This window comes from Arthrobacter sp. AOP36-A1-22 (genome assembly GCF_052377615.1).
Lineage (GTDB): Bacteria > Actinomycetota > Actinomycetes > Actinomycetales > Micrococcaceae > Arthrobacter_H.
Window position 1 is genome coordinate 74672 of the sequence record NZ_JBQSWX010000003.1, and the last position, 22018, is coordinate 96689.

At 66.2% G+C, this 22018-nt stretch carries 19 protein-coding genes and 2 tRNA genes; 12 read left to right on the top strand and 9 right to left on the bottom strand.

The annotated features are described in order from the left end of the window. Positions 1–178 precede the first annotated feature (178 nt). Positions 179–1882 carry a dihydroxy-acid dehydratase gene (gene ilvD, locus ACT3S2_RS02895; RefSeq protein WP_444561191.1) on the bottom strand — a complete coding sequence of 568 codons (1704 nt, stop codon included), beginning with the start codon at positions 1880–1882 and terminating at the stop codon, positions 179–181. Between the two features lie 100 nt (positions 1883–1982). Between ilvD and ACT3S2_RS02900 the strand changes: the two genes are divergently transcribed. From ACT3S2_RS02900 to ACT3S2_RS02915, 4 genes are all read left to right on the top strand, one after another. After that, positions 1983–2486 carry a hypothetical protein gene (locus tag ACT3S2_RS02900; protein ID WP_444561192.1) on the top strand — a complete coding sequence of 168 codons (504 nt, stop codon included), beginning with the start codon at positions 1983–1985 and terminating at the stop codon, positions 2484–2486. 453 nt (positions 2487–2939) lie between these two features. Next, entirely contained in the window at positions 2940–3071 is a 132-nt protein-coding gene (locus ACT3S2_RS02905; RefSeq protein ID WP_444561193.1) for a hypothetical protein, read from the top strand. 233 nt (positions 3072–3304) lie between these two features. Next, a complete protein-coding gene (locus ACT3S2_RS02910) occupies positions 3305–4003 on the top strand; it encodes a DUF6318 family protein (RefSeq protein WP_444561194.1) in 699 nt (232 codons plus the stop codon). A 9-nt stretch (positions 4004–4012) separates the two neighbouring features. Further along, positions 4013–5098, top strand: a complete 1086-nt coding sequence (locus tag ACT3S2_RS02915) for a hypothetical protein (RefSeq protein WP_444561195.1) — start codon at positions 4013–4015, stop codon at positions 5096–5098. A 40-nt stretch (positions 5099–5138) separates the two neighbouring features. Here the strand turns inward: ACT3S2_RS02915 and ACT3S2_RS02920 are convergent, their stop codons facing one another. Next, positions 5139–6089 carry a 2-hydroxyacid dehydrogenase gene (locus tag ACT3S2_RS02920; protein WP_444553490.1) on the bottom strand — a complete coding sequence of 317 codons (951 nt, stop codon included), beginning with the start codon at positions 6087–6089 and terminating at the stop codon, positions 5139–5141. A 174-nt stretch (positions 6090–6263) separates the two neighbouring features. On the opposite strand from ACT3S2_RS02920, the gene ACT3S2_RS02925 reads away from it, so the two are divergent. The 8 genes from ACT3S2_RS02925 (at position 6264) to ACT3S2_RS02960 (ending at position 14064) form a co-directional block, all read left to right on the top strand. Next, positions 6264–6336: transfer RNA gene (locus tag ACT3S2_RS02925), tRNA-Lys, on the top strand. Between the two features lie 68 nt (positions 6337–6404). Next, the gene (gene bcp, locus ACT3S2_RS02930; RefSeq protein ID WP_444561196.1) at positions 6405–6893 is read left to right on the top strand and encodes a thioredoxin-dependent thiol peroxidase; all 489 of its coding nucleotides are present in this window, start codon (positions 6405–6407) and stop codon (positions 6891–6893) included. 76 nt (positions 6894–6969) lie between these two features. Further along, positions 6970–7054, top strand: a tRNA-Leu gene (locus ACT3S2_RS02935). A gap of 105 nt (positions 7055–7159) precedes the next feature. Continuing rightward, positions 7160–9013, top strand: a complete 1854-nt coding sequence (locus ACT3S2_RS02940) for an ABC transporter substrate-binding protein (RefSeq protein WP_444553492.1) — start codon at positions 7160–7162, stop codon at positions 9011–9013. A gap of 78 nt (positions 9014–9091) precedes the next feature. Continuing rightward, positions 9092–10585 (top strand): malate:quinone oxidoreductase, encoded by a 1494-nt coding sequence (locus ACT3S2_RS02945; RefSeq protein ID WP_444553493.1) that lies wholly within the window; start codon positions 9092–9094, stop codon positions 10583–10585. 184 nt (positions 10586–10769) lie between these two features. After that, entirely contained in the window at positions 10770–11915 is a 1146-nt protein-coding gene (locus ACT3S2_RS02950; protein ID WP_444553494.1) for an LLM class flavin-dependent oxidoreductase, read from the top strand. Then, positions 11908–12363: a MarR family winged helix-turn-helix transcriptional regulator gene (locus tag ACT3S2_RS02955; protein WP_444553495.1), complete on the top strand. Its 456-nt coding sequence runs from the start codon at positions 11908–11910 to the stop codon at positions 12361–12363. The genes ACT3S2_RS02950 and ACT3S2_RS02955 overlap by 8 nt, the downstream gene beginning before the upstream one ends. A gap of 54 nt (positions 12364–12417) precedes the next feature. Beyond that, positions 12418–14064, top strand: a complete 1647-nt coding sequence (locus ACT3S2_RS02960; RefSeq protein WP_444561197.1) for an ABC-F family ATP-binding cassette domain-containing protein — start codon at positions 12418–12420, stop codon at positions 14062–14064. 34 nt (positions 14065–14098) lie between these two features. Here the strand turns inward: ACT3S2_RS02960 and ACT3S2_RS02965 are convergent, their stop codons facing one another. From ACT3S2_RS02965 to ACT3S2_RS02995, 7 genes are all read right to left on the bottom strand, one after another. After that, positions 14099–14326 (bottom strand): hypothetical protein, encoded by a 228-nt coding sequence (locus tag ACT3S2_RS02965; protein WP_444561198.1) that lies wholly within the window; start codon positions 14324–14326, stop codon positions 14099–14101. 115 nt (positions 14327–14441) lie between these two features. Next, positions 14442–15635, bottom strand: coding sequence for a cysteine desulfurase family protein (locus ACT3S2_RS02970; protein ID WP_444561199.1), 1194 nt, complete (start codon positions 15633–15635; stop codon positions 14442–14444). Continuing rightward, positions 15632–16612, bottom strand: a complete 981-nt coding sequence (gene nadC, locus ACT3S2_RS02975) for a carboxylating nicotinate-nucleotide diphosphorylase (RefSeq protein WP_444561200.1) — start codon at positions 16610–16612, stop codon at positions 15632–15634. Before nadC ends, ACT3S2_RS02970 begins: the two co-directional genes overlap by 4 nt. A gap of 7 nt (positions 16613–16619) precedes the next feature. Beyond that, positions 16620–18263 carry an L-aspartate oxidase gene (locus tag ACT3S2_RS02980; protein WP_444553500.1) on the bottom strand — a complete coding sequence of 548 codons (1644 nt, stop codon included), beginning with the start codon at positions 18261–18263 and terminating at the stop codon, positions 16620–16622. Beyond that, positions 18260–19543 carry a quinolinate synthase NadA gene (gene nadA, locus ACT3S2_RS02985; RefSeq protein WP_444561201.1) on the bottom strand — a complete coding sequence of 428 codons (1284 nt, stop codon included), beginning with the start codon at positions 19541–19543 and terminating at the stop codon, positions 18260–18262. The genes ACT3S2_RS02980 and nadA overlap by 4 nt, the downstream gene beginning before the upstream one ends. Continuing rightward, positions 19540–20334, bottom strand: coding sequence for an NUDIX hydrolase (locus tag ACT3S2_RS02990; protein WP_444561202.1), 795 nt, complete (start codon positions 20332–20334; stop codon positions 19540–19542). Before ACT3S2_RS02990 ends, nadA begins: the two co-directional genes overlap by 4 nt. A gap of 119 nt (positions 20335–20453) precedes the next feature. Continuing rightward, positions 20454–21773, bottom strand: coding sequence for an MFS transporter (locus tag ACT3S2_RS02995; RefSeq protein WP_444561203.1), 1320 nt, complete (start codon positions 21771–21773; stop codon positions 20454–20456). Positions 21774–22018: the final 245 nt, after the last annotated feature.

Sequence of the window (22018 nt, forward strand, 5' to 3'; positions counted from 1 at the left end):
ACGAGGCTTAGGCTCCGCGCTTGGTAACTAGTAGGACTTCGGTTCGGATCTGCATGTCTTCAGTTTCCCCGGTGCTGCGGGGGCTGTCAACGAAACCCACTGACTGTCTCAACATGTGGACGCGACGTCCAGTCCGTGGACATGCCCGGTGACCGGACGTCGCATCCCGTTGGTTTAGCTAGCCACAGTAGGCCCCCGTGCTGGCGGACTTCACGAGCTTGGCGTATTTGCCCAGCACGCCGGTGGTGAACTTCGCCGGCAACGGCTCCCAGCCCTCACGGCGTGAGGCCAGCTCCGCCTCGTCGACCAGCAGTTCGAAGGAGCGGGCGGCGATGTCCACCCGGATCCTGTCCCCGTCCTTGACGAAGGCGATGGGTCCGGCGTCGACCGCTTCGGGGGCCACGTGCCCGATGCACAACCCGGTCGTGCCTCCGGAGAAGCGCCCGTCGGTGAGCAGCAGGACGTCCTTGCCCAGCCCGGCGCCCTTGATGGCACCGGTGATGGCGAGCATCTCGCGCATCCCCGGGCCGCCCTTGGGCCCCTCGTAGCGGATGACGACGACGTCGCCGGCCTTGATCTCCCCGTGGTCCAGCGCATCCAGGGCACCTTGTTCGCGTTCGAAGACGCGGGCGCTGCCTTCGAAGACATCCGCGTCGAAGCCGGCGCTCTTGACCACTGCACCCTCGGGGGCCATCGAGCCCATGAGCACGGTGATGCCACCGGTCGCGTGGATCGGGTTGTCCAGCTCACGCAGGACATGTCCGTCCAGTGCCGGCGGTTCGATGTCAGCCAGGTTCTCGGCAACGGTCTTGCCGGTGACGGTCAGGCAGTCGCCGTGGATCAGCCCGGCGTCGAGCAGCGCCTTCATGACCACCGGGACGCCGCCGATCTTGTCGACGTCGTACATCACGTATTCGCCGAAGGGCTTCAGGTCCCCCAGGTGCGGGATCTTGTCGCCGATGCGGTTGAAGTCCTCGAGCTTGAGCTCCACGTTGGCTTCGCGGGCGATCGCCAGCAGGTGCAGGACGGCATTGGTCGAGCCACCGAAGGCCATGGTCACGGCGATCGCGTTTTCGAAGGCCTTGCGGGTCATGATGTCGCGGGCGGTGATGCCCTGGCGCAGCATCTCCACCACGGCTTCACCGGATTTGCGCGAGAACATGTCGCGGCGGCGGTCCGCCGAGGGCGGGGCGGCGGAGCCGGGCAGTGACATGCCCAGGGCCTCGCCGATGCAGGCCATTGTATTGGCGGTGTACATCCCCCCGCAGGCGCCTTCGCCCGGGCAGATGGCCCGTTCGATGGTGTCCAGGTCCTTTTCGCTCATCTTGCCCGCCGCGCAGGCCCCGACGGCCTCGAAGGCGTCGATGAGGGTGACTTCCTTCTCGGTGCCGTCCTCGAGCTTGGCGGTGCCGGGCATGATCGACCCGGCGTAGACGAAGACACTGGCCAGATCCAGTCGGGCTGCGGCCATCAGCATGCCGGGCAGGGACTTGTCGCAGCCGGCCAACAGGACCGATCCGTCGATGCGCTCGGCCATCATGACGGTCTCCACGGAGTCGGCGATGACCTCACGGGAGACGAGGGAGAAGTGCATGCCCTCGTGGCCCATGGAGATGCCGTCGGAGACCGAGATGGTTCCGAACTGCATGGGGAACCCGCCCCCGGCGTGGACGCCGTCCTTGGAGGCCTGCGCCAACCGGTTCAGGGAAAGGTTGCAGGGCGTGATCTCGTTCCACGAACTGGCCACCCCGATCTGCGGCTTGGCGAAGTCGTCGTCTCCCATACCGACCGCGCGGAACATTCCGCGGGCCGGGGCAGCGTGGATGCCGTCGGTGACGGCTCGGCTACGTGGCTTGATGTCTATGGTGCTGTCCTGGCTCATAACCCAGAGTCTAGAACTCCCGGCCAAACGCAACGAACACGTGACCTGCTTCTGAAACATTTGCCCTGAACTATCGGGGCACTCCCTTTAGGATGGATGCATGGGGAAAACAGACAGTGACGTCAGCGCGCCCGAGACCACGGATGACTCGACGCTCAAGGCGCACCTGCATCGCGCCTTCGATCAGCAGATCCCTAACTTCGGAAGCTACAACCTCGTCTATGCGACGGGGCGTGCCGGTGAAGGCGGTAAATACATCGTCGGCTACCGTCGTGAACCGATGGAGCTCCTGGTGGCCCCGCTGCATGCCGGGACCTTGGCAGCGCTCGAACCCGCAGTGGCGATCAACCTCACCAACCTCAGCCATCTGGCGGAAGACCGTGCCGGTGGCCACGAGGTCGGAACCAGTACCGGACGGGTCTACCGTTTCGAAGTGGCACCGGAAACAACCGTTGACGCACCGCCTGCTGCAACCAGCGCCCCGGGGTCCCGTGTCAGGCTCCAGCAACACCACGACGCCGAGGACTTCTCCGAGTTCTTCGATGAGTTCCTGACCCTTTTGGACGGTTTCGGCGAGCCCGGAAATATCTCCGACGACCAGTAGCCGCACGGGGTCGCTCGTTGATCCACCGACAGCCATCCCGCCTAGTCATTGCCTCAAGCGATGAAACTCCTTGACGGCCAGCGCCGGGAAAAGTCGTCACTTACCCCTCCCCGGACTTTGGGCTCCGCGCCCAGGCGAGCTTGAGTGTTCACGAATTAGGTATAAACTTTAGTCTTCGTTGATCGTGTTGCACTCAGCCCTATGGAACAGGCGGCACCACGACGGGCTTGGGCGAAACCTCCCCCGGCTCCACGACCACGAGCACAGGGGCCCATGCTTCAAGAACACGAGGGTGGACCGCCTCCGGCCGACCTTGGCGTACCCCAGACACTTCGAAGTGCCATCCCGGCATCCAGCCCTGACGGCCACACCGTCCCTGGGGCGACCACGACATGCTCCCTCGAGCGCATACTCGGGCTACTCGAGGTAGTTGGATTCGAGATCGACCAATTCATGAATTCACACACCCTGCCGGGCGAAAAGGACGACGAAATTGCCCTGTCTTGGATGAGCACAGCCTTGGAAGACATGTCCGCTACCCTCATCGGCGTCTCCAACCATCCGCGGCATCGCCACGAGGACTGATCCTTCAGCTGTGTATGTAGGTGCATCCCGCCCTGTGCCGAACTTCTATTTCGGCCGGATCCACGCCGTGGCGTGATTTGTGAGGCACCTTCATGTCTCTTCGGCGATTCCACCGTGTCTTCCACTGCCGCCATCAGCCGAGGTTTCGTTTCATCGTCGTGGGAAACACGGAGTTGTGGATAACTATTCAGTCGAGTTGATTTCCGGGCTAGGGTGCGTTTACACCCGTTTCAATGTCGAACCCGGAAGGCCTCATGCCGCTCACGATCGCCCGAAAGGCACTCAGCGGTTTCGCCGTTGGAGCAGCCATCGCCATCACCTTGAGCGCCTGTTCCCCGTCGGACGGCGCTGAAAACAGGAGTCCCAGCGGCACTACACCAGCGTCATCTTCAGCATCCCCGTCAGTAGCCGGGAAGGACGGCAGCGCTGCGGCCTCCCCCACTTCGAAGTCCGCCTCGCCAACTCCGGTTGCCGCAAGTTCTGATGGGCCTGCCAAAAACTGGCCCGTCCCGAAGATGCCTGCTGAGGCCTCTAAGAAAACGTTGGAAGGTGCCGCCTCGTTCTCTGAGTACTATTTCGAAGTCATCGAATACACCTCGGTCACGACCGAAACGAAACCGGTGAAGCAAGCCACGATGCCAACCTGCAAGGTGTGTCAAGACGACATCATCGCTCCGTCTATTCAAAACGAGAAAAACCATGCTTGGAATTCTGGTGGCGCCTACCATTCAACGATTACGGCAGCGAAGTTTGCCGAAGCAGGAGGGGCGCTCGTTTCGTTTAAATATGACCAAGACAAACGCTACGTCCATGACTCAGACGGTGAGGCAACAACAATCTACGGAAAAACAAAGAAGCCCGTCTATGGAACTTTCTCCCTAGCGTGGGATGAAGGCTGGAAAGTCCAGTCCATCAACATCGTTGAGTCATAAGTTGATACCGTGCCAAAAATCATGAAACTCACCTGCACGGACGGACACTGGTCCAGTTCACTGATTTGCTCGTTGATATTGATATTGGTGGTGCTGGCGACACCCGAACAATCTTTTGCCAAAGGGCCTAGTTCTGGAGCCGGCGCTGGTGTCGGCATAAACGCCCAAGACGAAATCTATTCAGCCGCAAAAGGCCAGAAGAAAACTACTGACCGGCCTTTGGTTCCTCCGAAGAGTTCAAAGCCATCAGACTCGGCCGCGAAGGGAGAGATGGTAAAAGAAACTGTTAAAAGGGTCCCCCCTGCGAAGAAGGCTTCGCGGCCCAAATACAAAATCAGCTACGAGACCATGTGCGAAATGCTCAAGTCTGGCCAGGGAGGCTGCATCACTTTCGATGAAGAAGTCTGCCCTACAGGAACTCCTTTGATTACCCGTACTATCACCACGGTTTCTGGAAGCCTTGTCCACAAAGATTCCTACTGCACTCGCGAGCCTCAGCCCGAGCTGCCAGAGAGTTCAACGGACGATGCCCATGAGGTACAGACTGCGATCCAGGCGGCGATCAAGGAGCAGAAGAAAGTCGAAGTGACGCCGAATAGGTTCCAGAGTTTTCCCATCCTCTCTTCCCAGACCGCAAGCCAGCCGAACGGCTTCTCTCTCCGAAATGGCAACGCACATATGTATGCCATCCCGAACCCGCAGACATTCAACGTGGAAATATTCGACGAGCCGGTTCGTGTCCGGGCGATTCCCCAGACCTATCTCTGGAACTACGGAGATGGTCACAGCAGGAAACTTCAAAAGCCCGGGAAACCCATGCCTGGCCACACCTTCGATCAGCCCACCGACACCAGTCACGTCTATACGAAGACCGGCGACTACAGCATCCAGCTGAACACCGCCTATCGCGGCGAATATTCCGTCGACGGCGGTCCGTGGATGCCCATTCCCGGAACCGCAACGGTCCCCAGCGATCCCATGCCCATGAGCGTCTGGCGGACCAAGAAGCTCCTGGTTGACGAGGACTGTGCCGAAAACCCTGGCGGCCCGGCGTGTGACTCACCGTTCCTGAATGGGGAAACCGCATCGAAATAGGCGTCGGTTTTCCCATACCGGAGGGGAAGCGCGCAGCTACCTACAGCAGGTGCTCGCCCTCATGCACCAGGTTCTTCGGCTTCTCCCCAACAGACATGCTGGCCATCTGTTCGTGGACCAGCTGGGCAATACGTGGCGGGAAGGCTTCCGTATTGCCGCCGACATGCGGTGTGATCAGTGCGTTCGGCAACTTCCACAGCGGGTGATCGCTCGGCAGAGGTTCGGGGTCGGTCACGTCCAAGGCGCAGTGCAGTCGCCCCGAGGCTACTTCCGCCGTCAACGCGTCGGTATCGACCACCGGACCGCGGGCCACATTGACGACCACTGAACCGTCGGGCAGCGCCCCCAGCAGGTCCCGTCCCAGCAGATGGTGGGTCGAATCATTCAGCGGGACGATCGCGATGACCGCTTCGAGGCCGGGCGCCAGTTCCATCAGCTCGTCCAGACCATGGACCTGCCCGTGTTCGTCGGTCCGCGCATGGGTTCCGATCCGGACCAGGTCGATCTCAAAGGGATCCAGCCGGCGGCGGATCTCCTCGCCGATGCCGCCGACACCGATCAAACCGATCCGACGGTCCGCCAGCCCCTTCCATCGTGCCGAATCCCAGGTACCGGTCAGCTGGTTCTGCGCCGCCTGGCCGATGCCGCGTAGGGCCGCCAGGAGCAGGCCCACGGTCAGTTCAGCGGTGGCCGCGGCATGGACCCCATGGGCCGACGCAATGGCAATGTCTTCGCCCACGGCATCCACAACGCCGTCGTACCCGGTGGACTGGGTATGAACCAGACGCAGATTGGGGGCCCGACGGACCTGGCCCAATCGTTTCCTTGAGGCCATCGAGTAAGGCAGCACCACGGCGCCGATGTCTTCCAGCTCCACCCCCTGGGGTTCGCCGTCCAGATCCCATACTCCGCAGCGCACCCCGGCGGGTAGTGGCGAGCAGGCATCGAGGAGGTCTTGGTCAGGGACGGTGAAGGTGGTGATCGGTTCCATGTCCACAGCTTAGGATTCATCCCCGGCACAGCCGCCAATCGGAGTCCGGAAACCGGATGGAATGTGACACGGAACGCATTCAGGAAAGCGGTTTTGCACGGTCGGAAAAGTGCTGGTAATGTTTCATCTCGTTGCAAAGCGCGGTCCCGCAAGGAAATCGCAGCCAGCAGCAATGCACCTCTAGCTCAATTGGTAGAGCAACTGACTCTTAATCAGTAGGTTTCGGGTTCGAGTCCCGAGGGGTGCACACACGATGAAGGAGGCCGGCCGAGAGGCCGGCCTCTTTTTGTATACCCGGATACCTGGAGGAAGCCCATGACCACCCCATCCCAGCGCCTCGCCGTCGGCGATGCAGCTCCCGCCTTCACCCTGACCGCCGCGGACGGCTCCACCGTCTCGCTCTCCGATTACGCCGGCTCCAAGGTCGTCGTCTACTTCTACCCGGCGGCGATGACCCCCGGCTGCACCAAGCAGGCCTGCGACTTCCGTGATTCGCTCTCCTCGTTGGCTTCCGCCGGGTACCAGGTGCTGGGGATCTCCCCCGACGCCCCCGCGAAGCTGGCGAAGTTCACCGACAAGGAATCCCTGACCTTCCCGGTGCTCTCCGACGAGGACCACGCCGTCGCGGCCGCCTACGGCGCCTGGGGCGAGAAGAAGAACTACGGCCGTGTCTACGAGGGCCTGATCCGCTCGACGATCGTGGTCGGCGAGGACGGGAAGATCCAGCTCGCGCAGTACAACGTCAGGGCCACGGGCCACGTCGCCAAGCTGCACCGCGATCTGGGCCTCGACACCGCCTCCTGACCGCACGGGCCAATCCACCGGTCCTGCAATGGGTTCCGTTACACTGGTTGAGGCCTTCCGCGTGCAGGGGGCCTCAGCGAGCGTGGCGGAATTGGTAGACGCGCTGGATTTAGGTTCCAGTGTCTTAGGACGTGGGGGTTCAAGTCCCCCCGCTCGCACCAGGTGATGATGACCGACGAGAAAGAACGACCCATCGGCTCGTCACAGGACCTTCATCGGCCCCGCAGAACCCATCGGGACGCCCCCTAGGCAAGGAGCAAGTCAGCGTGGAGTCCACCAACCGCCCCGGCGACGCTCCGGGGCCTGGTACCTCGCTCCCCGCGGGAGGACGTCCCTCGCGGCGGACGGTACTGGGTATCGGGTCGATCGCCATGGCCGGACTGGTCGGATGCACCAAGGCCACCACACCGGAGGAACTGCCCACCGCTGCCCCGCCATCCAGATCGATCGTGAAGAACCTGGAAATACGGTTCGGCACGCCTGCCTCCCCGGCCATCCTGGATCCGGCCCTGGCCTCGGACAACGAATCCTTCAGGGTCACCCGGCAGATCTTCGAATCGCTGATCAGCGTCGACCCGGATACCGGGGCCCCCACCCCGGGGCTGGCCACCAAGTGGACGACCAGCAAGGACGGGCTCACCTACACCTTCACCCTGCGGGACGGGGTGTCCTTCCACGACGGCACCGAATTCAACGCCGACGCCGTCGTCCACAACTTCGAACGCTGGGCCAACCTGCCGAAGGATCTCGGAGGGCAGGTCGGGCAGGCCTTCGAATCGGTCTTCCACCACAACGATGTGCAACTGGCCCACGACAAGTCCATTGCCCCAGATACCCGGGCGGCCACCCAATCCGCGCTGCGCTCCCCCGACGTCCTGGGCGGGTTGGGCCTGGATAAGGACCCCGGCAAGGAGCCGGCCCCGGAGGACCCGATCAAGACGGTGACTGCCAGCTACTACCAGGGCTGTCGCGCCGAGGGGACCCACACGTTCGTCTTGACGCTCACCAAGCCGATCACGGGTTTGATCGATGCCCTCACCCTTCCGGGTTTCGGGATCGCCTCGCCGTCGGCGCTGCGGAAATACAAGGCCGACGAATCGACGAAGGATTCCTCCGGCGGCATCAGCACCGGTTTCAGCAAGCATCCGGTGGGCACCGGCCCCTATCTCTTCGACGAGGCGGCGGAAGATTCGGTCACCGTCATCGCCAACGAGGACCACTGGCGGCACAGCACCCAGATCGGTCGGGCCACGTTCGCCGTCCTGCGCGATCCCTCCTCGCGTCTGCAGTCCCTGCGGCGGCAGAAGATCGCCGCCTATGACATGGTCACCGTCGGGGAACTGCGCGAGCTCGTCCGTGAAGGCCAACAGGTCCTGCAGCGCGACCCCTTCTCGATCCTGTACATGGGGATGAACCAGTCCAACCCGGTCCTGGCGGACCGGAAGATCCGCCAGGCGGTGGCCCATGCCGTGGACCGGCAGAAGCTCATCGAGGAGTTTTTCATCTCCGGGACCAAGGAGGCACGCAGCTTCGTGCCACCCAGCCTCGGGGTCCCCGACGCCCAGACCTACTTCGGCTATGACCTCCCCAAGGCCAAATCGTTGCTGAAGAGCTCGGACTACGACGGCGAACCGATCCCCTTCACCTATCCGCTGAATGTCACCCGGGCCTATCTGCCGATGCCCGAGCGGATCTATGCCGCGCTCAGCGCCCAGCTGACCGCCGCCGGGTTCAACATCAAGCCCTACCCGGTCGAATGGGAGGACGGCTATCTGGAGGACGTCGTCTCCGGCCACCGCCCCGGCTTCCACCTGTCGGGGTGGAACGGCGGCTACCGGGACCCGGACAATTTCATCGGCACGCTGTTCGGCACCACGTCCCCGGAATTCGACTACGACGCCCCGAAGGTGCGCGCGAAGATCGTCAAGGCCCGCTCCATGCCCAACGGGGACCAGCGGGCGACCACCTACCAGCAGATCGGCGAACAGCTGGCCAAGGATCTTCCCGCCCTGCCGCTGGCCTACCCGATCTCCGCCGTCGCAGCCGACGATACGGTCCTGCATTACCCCACCAGTCCCACCCTGGACGAGCCCTTCGACCGGGTGAGGCTCGCCACCTAGGGCGGCCGAGGGCACTGCTTGATTTCATGGCGGTGATCCGACCGCGCTAACCTTGACTTAAGCCACCAGAGTCGTCGGATGGAGAATCCTGTGCCGAGCCAAACCAGCTCATCGAATGTCGATATCGCCCTGATCGGCGGTGGGGTCATGAGTGCAACGCTGGGAACGCTGCTCAAGCAACTGGAGCCCAGCTGGGATGTCGCCCTGTTCGAGAACCTCGACCAGGCAGGCCAGGAGGCGTCCGACCCCTGGAACAACGCTGGTACCGGCCACTCCGCCCTGTGCGAACTGAACTACTCCCCGCTCGGCGCCGACGGCAAGGTCGACCCGGCCAAGGCCGTGGGCATCAACGAGCAGTGGCAGGTCTCCCGCCAGTTCTACTCCCACCTGGTGGACCAGGGCCGCATCTCCACGCCCAGCTCGTTCATCAACCCGCTGCCGCATATGAGCTTCGTCCATGGCGAAAAGAGCGTGGACTACCTGCGGACCCGCTTCGAGTCACTGCGCACGCAACCGATGTTCCAGGAAATGGAGCATACCGAGGACGTCGCCACGATCGCCGAATGGGCGCCGCTGGTCGCCGAGGGGCGCAACCCGTCCGAGCATGTCGCCGCATCGCGCATCATGGGCGGAACCGACGTCGACTTCGGGTCGCTGACCCGCCAGCTGATCGCCAACCTCGGTGAGGACGGGGTCGACCTGAACTTCGGCCATAAGGTCACCGGCCTGGAGCGCAACGGTGCCGGCTGGACGCTGACCGTGAAGAACAAGGCCACCGGGGACAAGCACACCGTGAACGCCAAGTTCGTCTTCGTCGGTGCCGGTGGCGGCGCCTTGCATCTGCTCCAGGCCGCCGGCATCCCCGAAGCCCACGGCTTCGGCGGCTTCCCGGTCTCCGGGCAGTTCCTGCGCAGCACCAACGAGGAGGTCATCTCCCGCCACCATGCCAAGGTCTACGGCCAGGCCTCCGTCGGCGCCCCGCCGATGTCGGTGCCCCACCTGGACACCCGCTTCGTCAACGGCAAGCGTTCGCTCATGTTCGGCCCCTACGGCGGTTTCTCTCCCAAGTTCCTCAAATCAGGTTCCTATATGGACCTGGTGGCCTCGGTCCGTCCGGGCAACCTCATCCCGATGCTGGCCGTCGCCAAGGACAACCTGGGCCTGGTGAAGTACCTGGTCACCGAGGTCCTCAAGAGCCGCGAGGCCAAGAACGAGGCCCTGCGCGAGTACTACCCCAACGCCTCGGGCGATGGCTGGGAACTGATCACCGCCGGCCAGCGGGTCCAGGTCATCAAGAAGGACAAGAAACGCGGCGGTGTGCTGCAGTTCGGCACCGAGGTCATCACCAGTGCCGACGGGTCGATCTCGGGTCTGCTCGGCGCTTCGCCCGGCGCTTCGACCGCTGCCCCGATCATGATCGAGGTCCTGCGCCGCTGCTTCCCGCAGAACTTCGCCGGCTGGGAGTCCAAGCTCACCGAGATCGTCCCGAGCTTCGGCGTCAAGCTCAATGAGAATCCCGAGCTGCTTGCCCAGGTCACCGCGGCCACCAACAAGTCCCTCGGACTGAAGTAGCCGGACAGTGCCGGCGACGGTGGGACGGGTACTGCCCGTCCCACCGTTCGTTAACGCCCCGGTCGGCGCCGCCGCCACTCTGCCTCCCCGCACCGCTGGGAATACCGGGGAAACCACCGTGGTTCTTACATGCATACGCATACATTTTCTGGCATACTGAAAGCCGGAGCCACGAAGGAGCACCATGGAAATCGGCGTCTTTTCGGTCAGCGACATCACCGCGGACCCCACCACCGGGCATCTGCCGACCGAGCATGAACGCATCACCGCGATGGTGGCGATCGCGAAGAAGGTCGAAGAGATCGGGATGGACGTCTTCGCCATCGGCGAGCACCACAACCCGCCGTTCTTCTCCTCCTCCCCCACCACCGAGCTGGCCTATATCGCCGCTCTGACCGAACGCATCACCCTCTCCACGGCCACGACCCTGATCACCACGAACGACCCGGTGAAGATCGCCGAGGATTTCGCGATGCTCCAGCATCTGTCGGGCGGCCGGACGGATCTGGTGCTCGGACGCGGGAACACGGCCCCGGTCTACCCCTGGTTCGGCAAGAGCTCGGCGGATGCGGTGGAACTGACCGTGGAGAACTACCATCTGCTGCGCCGCCTCTGGGACGAGGAGAACGTCTCCTGGTCCGGCAAGCACCGTACGGCGCTGCAGAACTTCACCTCCACCCCGCGTCCGCTGGATTCCGTTGCCCCCTTCGTCTGGCACGGTTCCATCCGTACCCCGCAGGTCGCGGAGATCGCCGCCTACTACGGTGACGGGTTCTTCGCCAACAACATCTTCTGGCCCAAGGAGCACTACCAGGAGCTGATCGGCCTCTACCGGCAACGTTTCGAGCACTACGGCCACGGCCGGGCCGACCAGGCCTATGTGGGCCTGGGCGGACAGTTCTACCTGGCCGAAAACTCGCAGGACGCCGTGGCACAATTCCGCCCGTACTTCGACAAGGCCCCGGTCTATGGCCACGGACCCTCGCTGGAGGATTTCACCGCCCAGACGCCCTTGACCGTCGGCAGCCCGCAGCAGATGATCGAGAAGACGCTCACGTTCCAGGAATACTTCGGTGACTACCACCGCCAGCTCTTCCTGGTCGATCACGCCGGTCTGCCCCTGAAGACGGTGTTGAACCAGTTGGATCTGTTCGGCGAGCGGGTCCTGCCCGAGCTGCGGGCCGAATATGCCCGGCGCAAACCCGCGGACCATCCGGAACCCCCGACCCACGCCAACCTGCTGGCAGCGCGGCGGGCAGGCATCAAACCGGCCACCGCCCGCAACGAGGTCCCGCTGCCGGCCACCACCTTCGAGGAGTCCCATGTCTAGGCCCGCCACCCTCCGTGAAACCACGCAGGCCTGGGAAGCGCTTTTCCGGGCCCAGGTGGCCATCATGCGTCGGCTCCAACGCCATCCGGCCTTCAAACGACTCACGATGCGCGAATACGACGTGCTCGTCACCCTGGACCGCTGCCCCGAGGGCGGGATCCGGTTGGGCGAACTCAACGAGGACGTCCTGCTCAGCCAACCCAGCCTCAGCCGGATGGTCGACCGGCTCGAGGCCAAGGGGTACATCACCCGGACCGTGGACCCGGTGGACCAGCGGGCGATGCGGCTACGGCTGACCGAGGACGGGCGCAGGATCCAACGCGAGATCGGCCGCGAGCATGTCCGACACATCCACGAGGTGATGGGATCCGGGCTCTCCGTGGATGAATTCGCCGAATTGACCCGGCTGACCCGCAAACTGGGGGCCTCCGTCCAGGCCAGGGACTGACCCCCGGTCCACCCCCGGTCCACCCCCGGGCCGCCGCGTCCCTAGAATGGGTGGATGAGCGCCCATCTCGTGGCCAAGGACCTCGCTGGAGGTCCTGCCCACCGCACCTTGTTCTCCGGTTTGAGCTTCACCGTCGCCCCCGGCGACGTGGTCGGGGTGGTCGGTGCCAACGGGGCCGGTAAATCCACGCTGCTGCGCCTGCTCGCCGGACTGGACACCCCCCGCTCCGGTTCGGTCACCGCCTCCCCCGACGGGGCCTTCATCGGCTGGCTGCCGCAGGAGCACGAACGCCGCCCCGGGGAGAGCATCGCCGACCATCTGGCCCGTCGGACCGGTTGCGCCCAGGCCACCGTGGCCATGGAAGCCACCGCCGAAGCCCTGGCCACCGGGGCCCGCGGTGCCGAGGACGCCTACTCGGAGGCCTTCGACCACTGGATGGCCTCCGGGGCGGCCGACCTCGAGGACAGGACCGCCCCGGTGCTGGCCGAACTGGGGTTGGAACTGGACCCCTCCACCGTGATGACGGCGCTCTCCGGGGGCCAGGCCGCCCGGGTCGGCCTGGCGGCCCTGCTGCTCTCCCGCTTCGACCTGGTGCTGCTGGACGAGCCGACCAACGACCTGGATCTGGCGGGGCTCCAACGACTGGAGGCCTTCGTGCGGGGACTGCGCACCGGCGTCGTGCTGGTCTCCCACGACCGGGAATTCCTCTCCCGGTGCGTCAACCGGATCGTGGAACTGGACCTGCCGCAGCAGCAGGTCTCGGTGTACGACGGCGGATATGACGCCTACCTGGCCGAACGCGCGGTGGCCCGCCGGCATGCCCGGGAGGCCTATGAGGAGTTCGCGGAGAAGAAGTCGGAGCTGGTGTCCCGGGCCCGGACCCAGCGCGAATGGTCCTCCCAGGGGGTGCGCAACGCGATGCGCAAGGCCCCGGACAACGACAAGATCCGTCGTCGGGCCAGCATGGAGTCCACGGAGAAGCAGGCACAGAAGGTCAGGCAGATGGAGTCGCGGATCGCCCGCTTGGACGAGGTGGAGGAGCCGCGCAAGGAATGGGTACTGCAGTTCTCCATCGGCACCGCCCCCCGCTCCTCATCGGTGGTGGCCACGCTCAATGACGTGGTGTTGACCCAGGGCTCATTCACTCTCGGCCCGGTCTCGCTGCAGGTCAACGCCGGCGACCGGATCGGCATCACCGGGCCCAATGGGGCCGGCAAGTCGACCCTGCTGCGGCTGCTCTTGGGCTGGACGGCCCCGGATCAGGGGACGGCGTCCCTGGGGGCCAGCGTGGCCATCGGAGAGATCGACCAGGCCCGGGGGCAACTGGAGGACGGCCTGGCCCTGGGCGAGTCGTTCGCCCGGGTCGTCCCGTCGATGGATCCCGCGGGGATCAGGACGCTGCTGGCCAAATTCGGGTTGAAGGCCGACCAGAGCACCAGCCTGGTCTCGGAGCTTTCCCCGGGCGAGCGGACGCGGGCCTCACTGGCCCTGTTGCAGGCCCGCGGAGTCAATCTGCTGGTGCTCGACGAACCGACCAACCATCTGGATCTGGCGGCGATCGAGCAGCTCGAGGAGGCACTGGAGTCCTATACCGGGGCGTTGCTGCTGGTCAGCCACGACCGCCGGCTGTTGGAGAACGTCCGCCTGGACCACCGGTGGGCCGTGGCGGATGGGCGGGTCGACGTCGCCGCCGCCCGCTAGGGACCCCACCAGTCGGTGGCGGGAACCGCGGGGCCTAGTAGTGGCCGGGGTGGCGGCGCTTGGTCATCCCGATGAGCCCGAAGACGACCATGACCAGGCCGATGATGACGCCGAGCCAGAGCGAGGTGTGCGTCTGGTCCACGAAAGGGTTCTGCACCAGCACTGCGGAGGTGCCGTAGATCGCGATGATCACCAGCCCCAGCACGAACCAGACGATTCCCGTGCGGTCACGACTTTTCGTTGTTGCTTCCTTCGTTGCCATGGCAGGCTCCCTTCCACCGGTGGAAGAGGCGACCGGCTGTTCCGGGGGGTCTCTTCGTCGTGCCATTCCGACCCGTGCCTCGCCTCATGCGCCGAAGACGGCCGGTCCTTTCAATTTACGCCTCCTCGGGCCGTGCGACAACGCGGGCCGGCGCCGTGTCGGTGACTGCCTGGACCGCGGCGACGACGGCGCGGGCCGCGGTGCTCAGTTGCACCTCGGTGGTCTCGGCGGTGAAACTCAGCCGCACCGCGGTGCGGGCGACGTCGGGGTCGAGCCCCAGGCCCAGCAGGACCGGTGAGGGGTCGGTGGATCCAGCGGCGCAGGCCGAGCCCGAGGAGCAGATGACCCCGCGGCGTTCCAGCTCCAACAGGATCGTTTCCCCGTTGGCCCCGGGAAAGACGAAGGACACGATGCCCGGCACCCGCCGCCCGCGGTCCCCGGTGAGCAGTGCCGCTTCCTGCCCGGGGGCCCGTCCGTGGTTGAGCCCGTCCAGGACGGTATCGATCAGCTGTTCGGTCCGGTCCCGGGTCGTCTCGAAGGCTTCCACCTGGGAGGACGCCAACCGTAGGGCGGTGGCCGTGGAGACGGCTCCTGCGATGTTCTCGGTCCCCGAACGGCGCCCGCGTTCCTGTCCCCCGCCATGGATCCCGGGTTCCAGGGCCAGTTTCCCGCGGATCATGGCCAGCCCGGCCCCCTTCATCCCGCCGAGCTTATGTCCCGAGAGGCTGAGGGCATCCAGGTCCCTGGCCAGTTCGGCGATGGGCAGCCAGCCGGCCGCTTGGACGACGTCGGCATGCATCAACGCCCCCACCGCATGGGTGGCGGCGGAGATCTCCGGCAGGGGCTGGATGGTGCCGATCTCGTTGTTCACTGCCATGACGGTGACCAGCGTCGTGTCCTCCCGCAGCAGGGCGGTGAGTTCCGCGGGGTCCACCAGTCCCCCGGGGCCCACGGGGACGATGTCGATGGTGAACCCGTGGTGGCGCTGCAGGTAGTCGCAGGCCTCCCGGACCGAGGAGTGTTCGATTCCCGAGCGGATGACGTGTCTGCCGCGGGGGTTGGCCAGGGCCAGACCGATGATCGCCAGGTTGTTCGCCTCGGTACCACCGGAGGTGAACACAATGTCCCCGGTGCGCACCCCCAGGGTGCCGGCCGCCGTGGTGCGAGCGTAGTCCAGCGCCCGGGCCGCGGTCTCCCCGATGCCGTGGGTGCTGGAGGGGTTGCCGAAGTCCCGGGCCATCAGCGGCCAGACGAGCTCGAGGATCTGCTGTTTGACCGGGGTGGTGGCGGCGGCGTCGAGATAGATCATGCCCGCACCGTGCCCTGCGCTTGAGGGGCGCCGGCAATCGGGGTGCCGGGGGCCCGGCTGGCGCCGAGGCGCATGTCCAGTCCCACGTCCAGCGCCCGGACCGAATGGGTCAGTGCTCCGGAGGAGATGACGTCGACCCCGGTGGCCGCCAAGGCGGCGACGGTATCCAGGGTGACGTTCCCCGAGGCCTCCACATAGGCGGCCCCGTTGATCCGTCGCACCCCTTCGACGAGGTCTTCGACGGTGAAGTTGTCGAGCATGATCGTATCCACCCCGGCGGCCAGGACAGCTTCGAGCTGGTCGAGCCCGTCGATCTCCGCCTCGAAGTGCACGGTGTGTCCGAGCCGGGCGCGGGCGGCACGCAGGGCGGCGGTCAGCTCGGCCCCGGTGCCCAGCAGGGCCAGGTGGTTGTCCTTGGCCATCACGGCCTCGGAGAGGGAGCCACGGTGGTTGTGTCCGCCGCCGCAGCGCACCGCGTAGCGTTCCAGGGCCCGCAGCCCCGGGGTGGTCTTGCGGGTGTCGGCGATCCGCGTGCCGGTGCCGGCGACGGCGTCGACGAAGGCCCGGGTCAGGGTGGCGATCCCGGAGAGGCGTTGGAGCAGGTTCAGTGCCACCCGTTCACCGGCGAGCACCGAACGGGCCGATCCCCTCACGGTGGCCAGCACGTCCCCTGCGGCGAACTCCTGCCCATCGGCGAGCGCGAATTCCACGGTGGTGGTCGGATCGGTCCGGGTCATGGTGGTCGAGAAGATGCCCAGGCCGCTGGCGATGCCCGGTTCCCTGGCGATCACGTCGGCGGTCGCCGTGGCGTGGACGGGCAGCAGGACGTTCCCGGTCAGGTCCCCGGTGGGGTTGTCTTCGGCGAGCGCCGCGTCGACGAGGCTCTCGATGACACGTTGCGGCACGGGCATCGGCTCGGGTGTCTCTACAGCGGCAGAGTGGGCCCCGGTGGTGGGGCCGTGGTGCAGGGTGGTCATTCGTTCCTCAGGGGTTGGGGCTGCCGGTCAGCAGCAGGTCGTTGCTGCCCGTCCCGGCGGAGGTATCAGGTGTGGGTGTCCGGGTGGCCCGGACGAAGCCGGTGCGGACCCGTCGGGGTGCGGCGGTGGGTGGCGGGGCATCGGTGCGGTAGTGGGCGCCGATGGAGGTGGTGCGGGCCAGCGCGGCTTCGGCGATGAGGCGCCCCACGGTGATCAGGTGGCCCAGTTCGGCCTCCTCCCGTGTCCTTGCTCCCGGGCCCGAGGGCGCGGCGGTCAGTGTAGCCACGGCTTTGGCCAGTCCCTCCCCGGTGCGTTCGACCCCCAGCCGGGCGGTGGCCAACTCCTGGAGCCCTTCGAGGCTCAGCGGTGCCGCCGCGGGATCGGTGGCCCCGTCACTGAGTTCGAACACATAATCGATCGCGGTGGGGGTGCAGGCCTCCCCGGCGTCGTCGGCCCCCAGGGAGGAGGCCGCTCCGAAGCCGTGGACGAGTGCTTCGAGCAGCGAGTTGGAGGCCAGCCGGTTGGCCCCGTGGGTTCCGGTGCAGGCCGCCTCCCCTGCCACCCGCAGTCCGGGCACGGTGGTGCGTCCACACCCGTCGGCATGGACCCCGCCCATCCAGTAGTGCTGGGCCTCGGTGACCGGGACCGGTGCGGCGGCCAGGTCCAGGCCCAGGGCGGCCAGACGGGTGGTGATGGAGGGGAACCGGCGGGCCAGATACCCCTGCCCCTTCGCGTCCTCCACGGCCCGGGCGTCCAGGAACACCTGTCCTCCCGTGGCGTGGACGTGGTGGATGGCCCGGGCCACGACGTCGCGGGGCGCCAGTTCGGCCGCCGGGTGCACCCCGGTCATGAAGCGGTGCCCGTCACCGTCGATCAGTATCGCACCCTCCCCCCGGACGGCTTCGGAGACCATGAACCTGCCGGCACGGACCAGGGTCGGATGGAACTGGACGAATTCGGCATCCACCATCAGGGCTCCGGCCCGCCACGCCAGGGCGGCCCCGTCGCCGGTGGCCCCCGCGGGGTTGGTGGTCCATCCGTACAGCGAGCCGATCCCCCCGGTGGCCAGGAGCACGACGTCGGCCTCGAGCCGGATGGCCTCTGCCCCCTGGAGGTACCGCAGGCCGGTGACCACCCCGGCGTCGTCCACCAGGTCGGTGACGAAGGCGTGTTCGAGGATCTCCAGGCGTCCCTGCCCGGCGAGCCGGCGGCAGAGGTCAATGAGCGCCGAGGCGATCACCTTCCCGGTGGAGTCCCCGCCGGCGTGCAGGATGCGGGCGTGGGTGTGGGCGGCTTCGAGCCCCAGGGCCGGATGCTCCCCGGAGGGTTCGGCGTCGAAGTCGGTGCCCAGTGCCATCAGGGCTTCGATATGCCCCCAGGCGGAGGAGCAGAGAGCCCTCACGGCGGCCGGGTCGTTCAGCCGTGCCCCTGCCGTGAGGGTGTCCTCGATATGGCTGGCCACCTGATCCCCGCGGGATGTCCCCCGGGGTCCGACGGCGGCGATCCCGCCCTGGGCGTACCAGCTGTTCGAATCGGCCAGGGCGTCCTTGGTGAGCAGGGTGACCCGGTGGCCGTGTTCGACGGCGGTGATCGCCGCATAGAGCCCGGCGACCCCCGATCCGACGACCGCCAGTTCCAGCGGCTTCCTCACGGTTTAGCCGCCAGCATCCGTTCCAGGGCCACCCGGGCGTTGGCGGCATCGGTTGCGGGGACGGAGATCTGGTTGACCACGCGTCCGGCGACGAGTTCCTCCAGGACCCAGGCGATGTAGCCCGGGTGGATCCGGTACATCGTCGAGCAGGGGCAGATCACCGGGTCCAGGCAGAAGATGGTGTGCTGCGGGTACTGGTCGGCGAGCCGGTTGACCATGTTGATCTCGGTGCCGATCGCGAAGGTGGTCGGCTCGGTGGCGGCGGCGACGGCCTTCTGGATGAAGTCGGTGGATCCTGCCGAGTCGGCGGCGTCGACGACCTCCATGGGGCATTCGGGGTGGACGATGACGTTCACCCCCGGGTATTCGGCACGCGCCTTGTCGATCTGGCCGGTGTTGAACCTGCGGTGCACCGAGCAGAAGCCGTGCCAGAGCAGGACCTTCGCGTTCTGGAGCGCCTCGGGGGTGTTCCCGCCCAACGGCTTGGCCGGGGACCACAGCGGCATCTGCTCCAGGTCGATGCCCAGCGCCTTGGCGGTGTTGCGGCCCAGGTGCTGGTCGGGGAAGAACAGGACCCGCTGGCCGCGTTCGAACGCCCATTCGAGCACGGTCGTGGCATTGGAGGAGGTGCATACGATCCCCCCGTTGCGTCCCACGAAGGCCTTCAGCGCCGCGGAGGAGTTCATGTAGGTCACCGGGATGACGGGGACCCGCCCCTCGGAGTCGGCTTCGGTGCCGTAGATCTCCTCGAGCTGTTCCCAGCATTCCTCCACGGAGGATTCATCGGCCATATCCGCCATGGAGCAGCCGGCGGCCAGGTTGGGCAGGATGACCTTCTGCGCGTCCTTCGAGAGGATGTCGGCGGTCTCGGCCATGAAGTGGACCCCGCAGAACACGATGTATTCGGCTTCTTCGCGGTTCAGCGCCTGGTTGGCCAGCTGGAAGGAGTCCCCGATGAAGTCCGCGTACTGCACGACCTCGTCGCGCTGGTAGAAGTGTCCGAGCACCACCAGCCGCTCGCCCAGGGTCTCCTGGGCCGCACGGATGCGTTCGTCGAGTTCGGCGTCGTCGGCGGTGCGGTATTTCTCGGGGATGACCCCCTGTTGCGGGGTGTCCTCAGGGGCGACGTCATCCATCGAGGAGCCGGGGCCGTAGGAGGGCAGCCCGGTGTCGAGGTCCCAGGGGGATTTCACCTGATCGGAGGTGCAGACCCCCGAGTCCGCGGTGTCCCCGACCGGGGTCAGGGTGAGCTGGGCGATGGTGTTGTTGACACTGGTCATGATCTATCCCGTTGTTCTTCCGTGTTGGTGTTCTCTTGCGGTACCGCGGCGGTGTCCCCCGCGTACCGGTACAGGCGCGGTGGGCGGTGCTTGCCCCCGTGCAGGTATTCGTCGGTGGCCTCGATGCCGGGGGCTCCGCGCAGGTGGCGGCGGAAGTTCGCGGCGTCGAGGCGGCGATCCAGGACGGCCTCGTAGACCTCCTGGACCTGGGCCAGGGTGAAGCGTGGGCCCAGGAAGCGGTGGGCGATGGATCCGTATTCGACCTTGTTCCGCAGCCGCCACAGGGCGTAGCGGACGATCTCGGCATGGTCGAAGGCCAGGGCCTCGATGACGGCGTCGTCGCGGGCCGGGAACCAGGCCACGTTGGGGTCCTTCAGCAGCCGCTCCCGGTGTGTCGGGGCCCCGCCGGCGACGGGGGCGGCTTCGGTACCTTGCTCGTCGTCTTCCCGGACCAGGGCCCAATACACGATCGAGACGACCCGGTGGGCCGGGGACCGGTCCAGCCCGCCGAAGGCGTAGAGCTGTTCGAGGTGGCTGGGGGCCAGACCGGTGGTGGCCCGTAGGTTCGCTGCGGCGGCATCCTGCAACGTCTGCCGGGCCCCCAGCGGACCACCCGGCAGCGCCCATTGACCGCGGTAGGGTTCGCGGGTCCTGCGGATCAGCGGCAGCCAGAGCGTGGGCCTGCCGACCGCCTCGCCGTCGTCGGCCTCGTCCCGCAGGGCGAAGATCACCGTCGAGACAGCCAGTTCCGGGCTCATGGCCTGGCGTTCGGAGACATTGGCGAACTCCATTCCGGCTCCTTCCCGACGCAGTTCCGAGTTATTGTCGAAGTGACAATAAGTCAGCATACGTGGGTGTCCGGGCATTTCCAACACCCATGACGCGGGTTTTGGGCTCCGGTCTCCGCCCTCTACCGGCCGGCCACATCGTCGTCGTCGAGCAGGACCTCTTCGATCCGTACGGTGCGGAAGGGAGAGACGGCCAGCAGCATCATGCCTGCGGCAATGAATCCCGCGGCGACCCACAAGGCAGCACCAACACCCGCCACGGTGGCGATGAACCCGCCCACAGGGGCCCCGAGAACGATCATCCCGCGGTTGGCCGAACGGCGGACCGACGTCATCCGGGCGATCATCGCATCGGGTGTCAGTCCCTGCCAGAAGCCCATCTCCAATGGACTTTCGGCCCCCATGGCCACACCCCAAAGCAGCTGTGCCGCCCCCAGGCACACCAAGAGGGCGACCCGCCCCCCGGAGGCGGGCGACAGTTGCGGCAGTAGCGAGGCGATGAGGGCCAAAGCCACCACGGAGAGGGCCTCGAGACCACGGGCCAGGACGACGACGCGGCCCGTCCCCCACCGTTCTCCACACCGGGCGGAGACGCTGGTACCCACCACTGCTCCGACACCCGCGCAGCTCAGAACCACCCCCAGATCGAGGGGACCCAGCCCGGCAGCCTGCAGGATGAGCACCGGCAGGGCCGTGCCCACTATCGCCGATCCGATGAACCACACATGCGTGCTCCAGGCCAGTGGACCCAAGTAGTGGTGCCCATAGAGCCAACGCACCGATTCGGCCACCCGCGAGCGTAGGCTCGGCCCCTTCCCGCGGTCCTTGGAGACACTGTCATTCCCCGCAGGGCGTCCGGGCAGAGTGGCCACCACGATTCCTGAGAACAGGAAGCTTCCGGCGTCGAGCAGCAGGGCCCAGGGCGCCGTGAGCACGGCGACCAGGCCGCCCGCCACCGCAGCTCCGATGGTCTGGGCCACCGTGCCGCTCTGCTCCAGACGGACGTTGGCCCTGACCAACAACTTCCGCGGCACCAGCTGCGGGATGAAGGATTGGTAGGCGGCATCGCCCACCAGCGACAGAACCCCGAAGCCGAAGACCAACGCAACGACAGCGGGAACGGACAGCCATCCCGACACCCCTCCGAGGCACAGCACCCCCAGGAGGACCGCCCGACCGAGGTCGGCGACCATGAGGGCACTGCGTCGACTGAAGCGATCCACCCAGATCCCGGCCACGAGCCCGAAGATCAGATACGGCGCCCACCGCGCGGCACTGACCCACCCCTGGTCCTGCGCGTTTCCATCCAAGGTCACCAGGACCAGGACGGCGAGCGCGACGGAGGTGACGTAGGTGCCGAAGTCCGAGACGGTGGATGCGGCCCAGAATCGGACGAACGGGCCATGCCGGCGCAACCGTCCGGGACTGCGTGGCGCGCTCATGGTGTCGAGGCTACTGCAGCGGCCCCCGCCGAGGCGGCACCCCGGCCACCGCCATCCTGATCCCCGCCCCTGCCTGGGTCATGGGTTCGGTCGCGGTGGGCCGGGGTGTCAGCGAGGCGCAACCTGCCATCGCCCTGACGCCGCCCGCTGCCGGGGACATGGGTGCGAGTTCATGTTGGTCTCCGTGGAGACACCGGCCGCGGCGACGCCTGCCCTGCTCCCACGCTAGGGCCCGGCCGGGCGGG

Excerpts from the sequence above, each read along its gene's own strand:
- ilvD (WP_444561191.1), bottom strand. The coding sequence starts at position 1,882 with ATGAGCCAGGACAGCACCATAGACATCAAGCCACGTAGCCGAGCCGTC.
- ACT3S2_RS02900 (WP_444561192.1), top strand. The coding sequence starts at position 1,983 with ATGGGGAAAACAGACAGTGACGTCAGCGCGCCCGAGACCACGGATGAC.
- ACT3S2_RS02905 (WP_444561193.1), top strand. The coding sequence starts at position 2,940 with ATGAATTCACACACCCTGCCGGGCGAAAAGGACGACGAAATTGCCCTG.
- ACT3S2_RS02910 (WP_444561194.1), top strand. The coding sequence starts at position 3,305 with ATGTCGAACCCGGAAGGCCTCATGCCGCTCACGATCGCCCGAAAGGCA.
- ACT3S2_RS02920 (WP_444553490.1), bottom strand. The coding sequence starts at position 6,089 with ATGGAACCGATCACCACCTTCACCGTCCCTGACCAAGACCTCCTCGAT.
- bcp (WP_444561196.1), top strand. The coding sequence starts at position 6,405 with ATGACCACCCCATCCCAGCGCCTCGCCGTCGGCGATGCAGCTCCCGCC.
- ACT3S2_RS02945 (WP_444553493.1), top strand. The coding sequence starts at position 9,092 with ATGGAGAATCCTGTGCCGAGCCAAACCAGCTCATCGAATGTCGATATC.
- ACT3S2_RS02950 (WP_444553494.1), top strand. The coding sequence starts at position 10,770 with ATGGAAATCGGCGTCTTTTCGGTCAGCGACATCACCGCGGACCCCACC.
- ACT3S2_RS02955 (WP_444553495.1), top strand. The coding sequence starts at position 11,908 with ATGTCTAGGCCCGCCACCCTCCGTGAAACCACGCAGGCCTGGGAAGCG.
- ACT3S2_RS02960 (WP_444561197.1), top strand. The coding sequence starts at position 12,418 with ATGAGCGCCCATCTCGTGGCCAAGGACCTCGCTGGAGGTCCTGCCCAC.
- ACT3S2_RS02965 (WP_444561198.1), bottom strand. The coding sequence starts at position 14,326 with ATGGCAACGAAGGAAGCAACAACGAAAAGTCGTGACCGCACGGGAATC.
- ACT3S2_RS02970 (WP_444561199.1), bottom strand. The coding sequence starts at position 15,635 with ATGATCTATCTCGACGCCGCCGCCACCACCCCGGTCAAACAGCAGATC.
- nadC (WP_444561200.1), bottom strand. The coding sequence starts at position 16,612 with ATGACCACCCTGCACCACGGCCCCACCACCGGGGCCCACTCTGCCGCT.
- nadA (WP_444561201.1), bottom strand. The coding sequence starts at position 19,543 with ATGACCAGTGTCAACAACACCATCGCCCAGCTCACCCTGACCCCGGTC.
- ACT3S2_RS02990 (WP_444561202.1), bottom strand. The coding sequence starts at position 20,334 with ATGGAGTTCGCCAATGTCTCCGAACGCCAGGCCATGAGCCCGGAACTG.
- ACT3S2_RS02995 (WP_444561203.1), bottom strand. The coding sequence starts at position 21,773 with ATGAGCGCGCCACGCAGTCCCGGACGGTTGCGCCGGCATGGCCCGTTC.